6 protein-coding genes and 1 pseudogene are annotated in these 9,536 nt (G+C 71.9%); 3 read left to right on the forward strand and 4 right to left on the reverse strand.

All coding sequences use genetic code 11. From position 1 onward, the window contains the following. Positions 1–129: 129 nt before the first annotated feature. The 4 genes from ACZ499_RS36170 to ACZ499_RS36185 form a co-directional block, all read right to left on the reverse strand. Positions 130–1,560, reverse strand: a complete 1,431-nt coding sequence (locus tag ACZ499_RS36170) for a DUF2079 domain-containing protein (protein WP_468680939.1) — start codon at positions 1,558–1,560, stop codon at positions 130–132. Between the two features lie 15 nt (positions 1,561–1,575). Continuing rightward, positions 1,576–2,100: a hypothetical protein gene (locus tag ACZ499_RS36175; RefSeq protein ID WP_468680941.1), complete on the reverse strand. Its 525-nt coding sequence runs from the start codon at positions 2,098–2,100 to the stop codon at positions 1,576–1,578. Continuing rightward, the gene (locus tag ACZ499_RS36180) at positions 2,093–2,587 is read right to left on the reverse strand and encodes a SigE family RNA polymerase sigma factor (protein WP_468409987.1); all 495 of its coding nucleotides are present in this window, start codon (positions 2,585–2,587) and stop codon (positions 2,093–2,095) included. The genes ACZ499_RS36175 and ACZ499_RS36180 overlap by 8 nt, the downstream gene beginning before the upstream one ends. Positions 2,588–2,779: 192 nt before the next feature. After that, the gene (locus tag ACZ499_RS36185; protein ID WP_468680943.1) at positions 2,780–3,940 is read right to left on the reverse strand and encodes an acyltransferase family protein; all 1,161 of its coding nucleotides are present in this window, start codon (positions 3,938–3,940) and stop codon (positions 2,780–2,782) included. Between the two features lie 248 nt (positions 3,941–4,188). On the opposite strand from ACZ499_RS36185, the gene mfd reads away from it, so the two are divergent. From mfd to ACZ499_RS36200, 3 genes and pseudogenes are all read left to right on the forward strand, one after another. Next, positions 4,189–7,746: a transcription-repair coupling factor gene (gene mfd / locus ACZ499_RS36190; protein ID WP_468680944.1), complete on the forward strand. Its 3,558-nt coding sequence runs from the start codon at positions 4,189–4,191 to the stop codon at positions 7,744–7,746. A gap of 302 nt (positions 7,747–8,048) precedes the next feature. Continuing rightward, a complete protein-coding gene (locus ACZ499_RS36195) occupies positions 8,049–8,729 on the forward strand; it encodes an HNH endonuclease family protein (protein WP_468680946.1) in 681 nt (226 codons plus the stop codon). Between the two features lie 148 nt (positions 8,730–8,877). Continuing rightward, a pseudogene (locus tag ACZ499_RS36200) lies at positions 8,878–9,292 on the forward strand (serine/threonine protein kinase); the annotation flags it as partial. Between the last annotated feature and the right edge of the window lie 244 nt (positions 9,293–9,536).

Raw genomic sequence — 9,536 nt, forward strand, 5'->3', positions numbered from 1 at the left:
TCTTTCTGTTAGGGCCGAGGGCGTTTGCTCGAACCCACTTCGGGCGGGGAACGGTGCTAGTGGGGCGGGCGGGCCCCCCCTGGTAACCCCTCCCAACCCCCCCGGGGCCGCTTCATATGTGGCGGCCTGCTACGGCTGCCGCTCAAGCAGTACGTATCCGTACGCCACGCCCGTGACCGCGTACCGGGTGCCCGGGTGGAGCTCGCGGGCGTACTCCAGCGGGTTCCCGGCCCAGCCCGAGACGTTGTCGAGCGCGATGTACTCGGGGACGACCCGGCGGGTGTCGCCGACCCAGAACACCCGGCAGCGGGAGGTGAGACGGGCGATCGGCCCGACGTCGGCCTCGACGGTCGCCCCGTCCGGGACGGTCGCCAGCATCCGTTCCCGCTCGGCCACTTCGGGGCTCTTGCGGTAGGTGGCGGACTCGGTGAGCGAGTACAGCGGCAGTGAGGTGGTCAGCGCGAGGGCGGCGGCGGCCGCGGCGCCGGGCAGCTGGCGGGCGTAGGTACGCAGCCAGGGGCGCGGGCTGCGGCGGCCGGTGTCCACGGCGTCGGCCAGGGCGAGCGCGAGGACGGGCATCAGCACGGCGCTGTAGTGCCAGTCGGTGGACCAGTAGTGGTCGTCGGAGGAGAGGAACCGCCAGCCCAGGGTCGGCACGGCGGCCAGGAACAGCGGGGAGCGCACCGCGAGCAGCCCGGTGGGGAGCAGCAGCCACAGCAGGGTGCGCAGCTTGGTGCCGGTGGCGGCGAAGGGTCCGGCGCCCGTGGTCTTGCCCCAGTAGTCGTACGCGCCGGTCGAGTTGAAGGCCGGTATCACCGCGGTGAGGATGACCGCGACGGCCGCGATCCCGAACGCGGCGACGCCGAGCGCGTACGCGGCGGTGCGCGGCGAGTTCCGCCGGGCGCGCAGCGCGACGACCACCGCGACGGCCGCGAGGGTCAGCCCCAGGTCCTCCTTGACCAGCACGAGCGGCAGGGCCCAGCACAGTGCCGCCCGCCAGCGCCGGTCCAGTACGGCCTCCAGGGCGTAGGCGAGCAGCGGCACGGCGAAGCAGATCTCGTGGAAGTCGAAGTCGGCGGCGCGCTGGAGCCCCCAGGAGAGCCCGTACGCGACGCCGACCGCGAGCCCCGCGCCCCGGCCGAGGAGCCGGGCGGCGCCCCGGGTGACCGGCACCGCCGAGAGCGCGAACAGCGCCGCCTGGGCGACGAGCAGGGTGACGGGGGTCGGGAAGAGCCGGTAGAAGGGGGCGAGCAGCGCGGTGACGGGGCTGAAGTGGTCCCCGAGGATGTTCGCGCCCGGCCCCTTGAGGTCGGCGACGGGGGCGCGCAGATGGGCGTAGGCCCGGACCGCCTGCTCGAAGATCCCCAGGTCCCAGGAGAGCGTCTCCATCCGCCGGTACCGGAGCACGGAGACGGTGGCGTACGCGGCGAAGAGCGCGGCGGCCAGGAGGTACGGGTCGCGGGCGCCGGGCGCGCGGATGCGGCTCTTCGGTGCGGTGCCCTCCGGTACGAGTCCGGGGCGGACCCGTTCTTCGGGCAGCGCGAGTAGAACTCCGTGCACGGTGAGGTCCTCGGGTCAGTGGATGCGGGACGGGGTGGCGGTGGGGGACAGCGGCGGGCTCGCGTGGTCGGTCGGGGTGGGCGATCCGGTGTCCCTGGGGCCGCCGGGCAGGGCGCCGCCGGGCGAGCTCTCGGGAGGGGAGGGCGGCGGCACGCTCGACGAGGGGACCGCGCGGGACGCCGAGCCGGACCCGCCGGGCGACGGAGTGCGGACGGCGGACGGGCTCCGCGACGGCGTGCCGTACGACGGCGACCCGGAGGGCGTGCCGGACGGGGTGGGCGGGTTGGCCGGAACCGTCGTCCCGGAGCCGCCCTGGATCTTGAGCGCGGCCACCGCGCCCGTACCGGCCACCAGGCACACGACACAGGCGGCGGTCGCCGCGAGGGTGCGGCGACGGCGCCGCAGCCCGCGCTCGGCGACCCGCGCGGGCGGCTCCGGCACGATCCGGCGCCCGCTCTCGGCGGCGGCCCGCTTCAGCGCCCGGGCCAGGGCCGGATCGCCTTCGCGGCCGTCGGGGGAGCCATGGGGGAATTCAGACACCCTGTTCCTCCTCGGAGGTGAGGTGGGGCCGCAGCGCTGCGCGCGCCCGGGAGAGGTGCGTCTTCACCGTGCCGGTGGACAGGCCGGTCTCGGCGGCCACCTGCTCGACGGTGAGATCGCAGACGTAGTGCAGGACGGCCGCGCGCCGCTGGCGTTCGGAGAGCAGGCGCAGAGCGTCGACGAGGGCGACGGAGGACGGGTCGGGGCCGCGCGCGGCTTCGGAGCGGCCGCCGCTGTGCAGCCGCCAGGCCTCACCGGCCCGGCGGCGCCGGCGCCAGCGGCTCACCGCGAGCCGCCAGGCGACGGTGCGGATCCACGCCTCGGGCCCGGCCTCGCGCCGCAGTTTCGCGCGGCGGCCCCAGGCCCGTACGAATGCTTCCTGGACGACGTCCTGCGCCTCGTGGAGGTCGCCGGTCATCAGATAGACCTGGCCGACCAGGTCCTTGACCGAGTGAGCGTAGAACTCCTCGAACTCGTCGTCGGTCAAGGCGGCTCCCGTCGGATGGACAGACCTGTCGGCGGACAGGTCTCACGGGATGTACGCCTGGCGGCGGCCGTTCGGTTGACAGGTCACCGCAAGAATTTTCGGACGGGACTCAGGAAGGGACTCAGGACGGGTCGCGCGACGGGTCTCACGACGGTCCCGGAAGGGGGCTCAGGACGGGTCCCCGAACCGGTCTCAGAGCTTCTGCAGGCCCTGCTTGAGCCGCTTGCCGAGCGGCCGCTCCACGTACCGGTGCACCAGCCAGGACACCATAAGCATCAGCGCGATCACCCCGCTGACCAGCGGGACCGGCTTCACCTGGGGCGAGAGCGCGCCGATGATCTCCCAGCCGATGTACTCGTGGAGGAGGTAGAGCGGATACGTCAGTGCGCCCGCGTACGGCAGCCAGCGCCACTGGATCCAGGACAGCTTCCCGGTGGCGACCAGGCCCATCACCGCGAAGCACACCCCCACGATCACGGTGACCGGCCAGTCCGGCATCGGGTGGCTGAGGCGCTCCTGGGCGTGCTCCCAGGTGCGGCGGGCGGAAGGCAGCGAGGCGGCGGCGCAGAACAGGACGATGCCGGTGAGCATCAGGTTCGGCCGGAACCGGTACATCAGATAGAACGCGACACCCGCGATGAAGCACCAGCTGTTGTCCGGCATGACGATCATCCGGATCGTGCTGTCGTCGGACTGGTAGGCGAGCGCGCTGGCCACCGCCCAGGCGCAGCAGAAGAAGAGGACACGGCGGTAGGTCAGCCCCCGCCAGGCCACCACTGCGAACAGCAAATAGAACCGCAGTTCGGCAAAGAGGGTCCAGTAGACGCTGTCGACGCTCTCGACGCCCATCGGCTCCTGGAACATCGTGAGATTGGTGAGGACGTCGGAGAACGCCTGCGCCCTCAGCCCGTTCGGGACGGCCGTCACGACCACCGTGGTGGCGATGACCGCGAACCAGTACGCGGGGTAGAGCCGCACCACCCGCGAGACGAAGAACGACTGGAGCGGTTTGCCCCAGCTGCTCATGCAGATCACGAAGCCGCTGATGAGGAAGAAGAGCTGGACGCCGAGCCAGCCGTAGGCGGCGATCGGGTACGTGGCCGGAAATCTGGCCCGCGAGTCGGATTCCGGCCATCGTCCGGTGAGTGCCATGTAATGGAACATGACGACCATGAGGGCCGCGAGGAGGCGCAGACCGTCGAGCGCGTAGATACGGCTCGGCCGGCTCCCCTCGACCGCGGGGCCGGTCCGCTGCGGGGCGCCGGTGCCGCTGAGCACCGGCTCGGGCTGAAGGAGCGCTGTCCGCGCCTGGTCGGGCATGTCGAGCGGGTTCCCCTCGGGCACTGATTTCATGGCGTGGTCGCCGCGACGCCGCCGTCTTGCCAGGCGTTCGGCACGTCCGGGCGAGCCTATGGGGTTCCACAAGATTTGCAAAGGCTCACCCTTTGCTCAGGGGTACCGCCAAAGGGGTGATCCGGCCCACTGTTCCCCTTGGCTTGCTTCCCGCGCGGCTGTCACACCCACGCCGTACGCTGGGAACCCCCGGCCCGTACGACGTGTCGGGTGGTTCGCGTTGCCCTCTCCCCGGGATGGATCCCTTCATGAGCCTGCACGGTCTGCTGGACGCGGTGGTACGAGACCCGGCGCTCGCCGAAGCGGTGAAGGCCGCCACCGACGGCCACCGGATGCACATCGACCTGGTCGGCCCGCCCGCCGCGCGGCCCTTCGCGGTGGCCGCCCTGGCCCGCGAGACCGGGCGCCCGGTGCTCGCGGTGACCGCGACCGGGCGCGAGGCGGAGGACCTGGCTGCGGCACTGCGCTCGCTCCTGCCTCCGGACGAGGTGGCCGAGTATCCGTCCTGGGAGACGCTGCCGCACGAGCGCCTCTCGCCCCGCAGCGACACGGTGGGCCGCCGCCTCGCCGTACTGCGCCGGCTGGCGCACCCCCGGGACGACGACCCGGCGGCGGGCCCGGTCAGTGTGGTGGTCGCGCCGATCCGTTCGGTGCTCCAGCCCCAGGTCAAGGGGCTCGGGGAGCTGGAGCCCGTGGCGCTGCGGACCGGGCGGTCGGCGGATCTGAACGAGATCGTGGAGGGCCTGGCGGCGGCCGCGTACTCCCGGGTCGAACTGGTCGAGAAGCGCGGCGAGTTCGCGGTCCGCGGCGGCATCCTGGACGTCTTCCCGCCGACCGAGGAGCACCCGCTCCGGGTCGAGTTCTGGGGCGACGACGTCGAGGAGATCCGGTACTTCAAGATCGCGGACCAGCGGTCCCTCGAAGTCGCCGAGCACGGTCTGTGGGCGCCGCCCTGCCGCGAGCTGCTGCTCACCGACGAGGTGCGGAGCCGGGCCGCCGCGCTGGCCGAGGCGCACCCGGAGCTGGGCGAGCTGCTCGGCAAGATCGCGGAGGGGATCGCGGTCGAGGGCATGGAGTCGCTCGCACCGGTCCTGGTCGACGAGATGGAGCTGCTGCTCGACGTGCTGCCCAAGGGCGCTATGGCGGTCGTCTGCGACCCCGAGCGGGTGCGCACCCGGGCGACCGACCTGGTGGCGACCAGCCAGGAGTTCCTCCAGGCCTCCTGGGCGGCGACGGCCGGGGGCGGGGACGCTCCGATCGACGTCGGCGCGGCCTCGCTGTGGGGCATCGCGGACGTCCGCGACCGGGCCCGCGAGCTCGGCATGATGTGGTGGTCGGTCTCGCCGTTCGCGGCCGACGACACCGACCTGACGGTGACATCGGCCGCTGACGCGGCGGGTTCAACGCTGAAGCTGGGCATGCACGCGCCGGAGACCTACCGGGGCGACACCCAGCGGGCGCTCGCGGACACCAAGCAGTGGCTCGCCGACGGCTGGCGCGCGGTGTACGTCACGGAGGCCCACGGCCCGGCGTCCCGGACCGTCGAGGTCCTCGGCGGCGAGGGCATCGCCGCGAGACTCGACGCGGATCTGGCCGAAATCAGTCCCTCGGTCGTCCATGTCGCCTGTGGCGCCGTCGAGCACGGGTTCATCGACCCGGCCCTGCGGCTCGCCGTGCTCACCGAGACCGATCTGACCGGGCAGCGCACGGCCAGCAAGGACATGGGCCGGATGCCGGCCCGCCGCCGGAAGACCATCGACCCGCTCACCCTCCAGGCCGGCGACTTCATCGTGCACGAGCAGCACGGCGTCGGCCGCTATCTGGAGATGGTCCAGCGGACCGTCCAGGGCGCCACCCGCGAGTATCTGCTCGTCGAGTACGCGCCCGCCAAGCGCGGCCAGCCCGGCGACCGGCTCTACATCCCCACCGACCAGCTGGAGCAGGTCACCAAGTACGTCGGCGGCGAAGCCCCGACGCTGCACCGGCTCGGCGGCGCCGACTGGACCAAGACCAAGCAGAAGGCCAAGAAGGCGGTCAAGGAGATCGCCGCCGACCTGATCAAGCTGTACTCGGCGCGGATGGCCGCCCCCGGCCACGCCTTCGGCCCGGACACCCCCTGGCAGCGCGAACTGGAGGACGCGTTCCCGTACGCGGAGACGCCCGACCAGCTCTCCACCATCGCCGAGGTCAAGGAGGACATGGAGAAGACGGTCCCGATGGACCGGCTGATCTGCGGCGACGTCGGCTACGGCAAGACGGAGATCGCGGTCCGCGCGGCCTTCAAGGCCGTCCAGGACGGCAAGCAGGTGGCGGTCCTGGTGCCCACCACGCTCCTGGTCCAGCAGCACTTCGGCACGTTCTCCGAGCGGTACGGACAGTTCCCGGTCAACGTGAAGGCGCTGAGCCGCTTCCAGTCGGACACCGAGGCGAAGGCGACCCTGGAGGGGCTCAAGGACGGCGCCGTCGACCTCGTCATCGGCACCCACCGCCTCTTCTCCGCCGAGACCAAGTTCAAGGACCTCGGCCTGGTCATCGTCGACGAGGAGCAGCGCTTCGGCGTCGAGCACAAGGAGCAGCTGAAGAAGCTCCGCGCCAACGTCGACGTGCTGACCATGTCCGCCACGCCCATTCCCCGTACGTTGGAGATGGCGGTCACCGGCATCCGCGAGATGTCCACGATCACCACCCCGCCGGAGGAGCGCCACCCGGTGCTCACCTTCGTGGGGCCGTACGAGGAGAAGCAGATCGGCGCCGCGATCCGCCGCGAACTGCTGCGTGAGGGCCAGGTCTTCTACATCCACAACCGGGTCGAGTCCATCGACCGGGCGGCCGCCCGGCTGCGCGAGATCGTCCCCGAGGCGCGGATCGCCACGGCCCACGGCCAGATGGGCGAGAGCCAGCTGGAGCAGGTCGTCGTCGACTTCTGGGAGAAGAGGTTCGACGTGCTCGTCTCGACCACGATCGTCGAGTCCGGCATCGACATCTCCAACGCCAACACGCTGATCGTCGAGCGCGGCGACAACTTCGGCCTCTCCCAGCTCCACCAGCTGCGCGGCCGCGTCGGCCGGGGCCGCGAGCGCGGGTACGCGTACTTCCTCTACCCGCCGGAGAAGCCGCTCACCGAGACCGCCCACGAGCGCCTGGCGACCATCGCCCAGCACACGGAGATGGGCGCGGGCATGTACGTGGCGATGAAGGACCTGGAGATCCGCGGCGCGGGCAACCTGCTCGGCGGCGAGCAGTCAGGACACATCGCGGGCGTCGGCTTCGACCTGTACATCCGGATGGTCGGCGAGGCCGTGGCCGACTACCGGGCCGCCGTCGAGGGCGGGGTGGAGGAGGAGCCGTCGCTGGAGGTCAAGATCGAGCTGCCGGTCGACGCGCACGTCCCGCACGACTACGCGCCGGGCGAGCGGCTGCGCCTCCAGGCCTACCGGGCGATCGCTTCGGCCAACTCCGAGGACGACATCAGGGCGGTCCGCGAGGAGCTCACCGACCGGTACGGCAAGCTGCCGGAGCCGGTCGAGAACCTGCTGCTCGTGGCCGGGCTGCGGATGCTGGCGCGGGCCTGCGGGGTCGGCGAGATCGTGCTCCAGGGCGCCAACATCCGGTTCGCCCCGGTGGAGCTGCGCGAGTCCCAGGAGCTGCGTCTGAAGCGGCTGTATCCGCGTACGGTCGTCAAGGCGCCCACGCACCAGATCCTGGTGCCGCGCCCGACGGCGGGCAAGATCGGCGGCAAGCCGGTGGTGGGCCGCGAACTGCTGGCGTGGACGGGGGAGTTCCTCACCACGATCCTGGGGTCCTGACGAAGGAGGACGGTGGGCGGCGCCCACCCGGCCTGCGGCCACCGGGACGAGGATCCCCATCCGCGGTCTCCTTCGTCGGGGGAGGCAAGTACGGTCACGACGCTGCGCGCCGCCGCCCCGTTCTGGGCGGGCCCCTGCCGGTGGAGAGGGGCACGGCCGGATGCGGGCCCCGCGCCGCCGTGCGCGGGCGGCCGGCCCGGCCGCGGCTTTCCGCCTTCGGGCCCCTATGGCCGCCGGGTGGCCGGGTGGGACTCTTAGGATCGCGGGGTTCCGCCAACTTCCTTCGAGGACGGCCCGTTGTGATGCGTACGTACCGAATTGCCCTTCCCGCCGCCGCGCTCGCGGCCGCGCTCGCCCTCACCGGATGCTCCGACAGCAAGACCGACGCCAAGAAGGCGAAGCCCGGCGCGCCCGCCGCGCAGGGTTCCGCCGCGGCCGCCGTCGACACCCTCACCGTGAAGGGCCGGGCGGCGAAGACCGGTTACTCGCGCGACCAGTTCGGCAAGGGCTGGACCGACACGGACGCCAACGGCTGCGCCACCCGGGAGGACATCCTCAAACGGGATCTCAAGGACCTGAAGTTCAAGGGCAAGTGCGACGTCGCGTCGGGGACGCTGACCAAGGACGTCTACACCGGCGAGACCATCAAGTTCGTACGGGGCAGCAGCAAGGTCGACATCGACCATGTGGTGGCTCTCTCGGACGCCTGGCAGAAGGGCGCCCAGCAGTGGGACAAGAAGAAGCGGGTGGCCTTCGCCAACGATCCGCTGAACCTGCTGGCCGTGGACGCGAGTGCCAACCGCCGCAAGAGCGACGGCGACGCGGCGACCTGGCTGCCGACGTTCGCGGCGGGCCGCTGCACGTATGTGGCGGACCAGGTGGCCGTCAAGAAGAAGTACGGGGTGTGGGTGACGGACGCCGAGAAGGAGGCGATGAAGAAGGTCCTCACCGAGTGCCCGCAGCAGAAGCTGCCCACGGGGTGAGGCCCGGCCGCCTCTCCGGCCACGGCGTGCGGCCCGGCCGCTGCTCGTGGCACGGCGTCTCCGCTTGGCACGGCTGACGCTGGGCCCGTCTTGAACGTGCCCCTGTTGCCTTGAACGTGCCCTTCGGGGTGCCGGTGGCCTTCGTGCCGCCAAGCGGCTGCTCGGCGAGGGGCATCACCCCGGCCGTGGACATCCTCGGCGCGATCCTGCCGGCCGCCGCCGCCCGGCACGGCGAGGGCTCCCCCGGCCGTGCGGATCCTGCGTAGGGGTACGCGGCGACGCCGATGGGCGACGGCCAGTACCGCCGGGCGCTGCCCGAGCTGCGCCGGCTCGCCGAGGAGCGGGCCGCCGAGGCGGGCCCGGCCGACCCGCGGGCCCTGGCGTTCCGCCACGACGCCGCGCTCCGCCTGGAGCAGCTCGGCGACGGCGCCGCCGCGCTCGCCGGGTACCGCGCGGTCCTGCCGTACTTCGAGAGCCGCTACGGCACCGGCGACCCGGCCCGCGGCCGGGATCCGGCGGCCCGTCGACGGTCTGCTGCGCCTCCCGTCGCCCGCGGGACGCGCTTGACCATTGCCTTTCCCTGACCGGCGGATGCATCCCGCCGGACTTCTTCTGGCAAAAATACGGGAAAGCGCGAAACGGACAGACGGAACAACCCATTCCACTTAAGCAATGGGTTGCTCAAGCAGCTGCCAAGAACAGGTCTGCTGACTGTCATTTAGGTGCTCTTTACGGACAGGATCGGCGCGTTTCTGCCTTTGGCCGATCTGTGCCCATCTCCAGGGAGTCGCCTCGTGCGCCCGCGCC

The organism is Streptomyces sp. NPDC031265 (assembly GCF_055570295.1).